This window comes from Aeromonas sp. 603607 (assembly GCF_049171595.1).
Lineage (GTDB): Bacteria > Pseudomonadota > Gammaproteobacteria > Enterobacterales > Aeromonadaceae > Aeromonas > Aeromonas veronii.
Genome location: NZ_JAAKOV010000037.1, coordinates 1 through 710, shown reverse-complemented (window position 1 = coordinate 710; position 710 = coordinate 1). Strand labels below are relative to the sequence as shown.

Annotated in this window: 1 protein-coding gene; it reads left to right on the top strand. The window is 64.5% G+C overall.

The window, feature by feature from the left end:
• Positions 1-710: Ig-like domain-containing protein (locus tag G5315_RS20485; RefSeq protein WP_421333918.1), on the top strand; the 710-nt coding region annotated here is incomplete at both ends.

Sequence of the window (710 nt, the reverse complement as noted above, 5' to 3'; positions counted from 1 at the left end):
GCCAGCATCACGCTGGATGACAACATCACTGCGGATGACGTGATCAACGCGGCCGAGTCCAAACAGGACATCGCGGTGACCGGTAGCGTGGGCGGTGACGTGAAGGTGGGGGACACCGTCACCCTGACCGTGAACGGCAAGACCTTCACCGGCACCGTGGCGGCCGACAAGACCTTCAGCATCAATGTGCCGGGTGCCGACCTGGTAGCCGATGGCGACAAGACCATCGACGCCAAGGTGACCACCACCGATGCGGCGGGCAACAGCACCAGCGCCACCGCCAGCGAAGGGTACGGGGTCGACACCACGGCGCCGGACAACGGCACCACCACCATCAGCGTCAACGACGTGACGGCCGACAACGTGATCAACGCGGCCGAATCCGGCCAGGCGATCCCGGTATCCGGAACCGTCAGCGGCGAGTTCAAAGCCGGTGACGTGGTGACCCTCACCATCAACGGCAAGGACTACACCACGACCGTCAACGCGGCGGGTGAGTACAGCGTCGACGTGGCCGGTAGCGACCTGGCTGCCGACACCACCATCGATGCCAAAGTGGCCGCTACCGATGCCGCCGGCAACGTGGGTGAAGCCAGCACCGTGCACACCCACGGTGTGGACACCGAGGTGACCGCCAGCATCACGCTGGATGACAACATCACTGCGGATGACGTGATCAACGCGGCCGAGTCCAAACAGGACATCGCGGT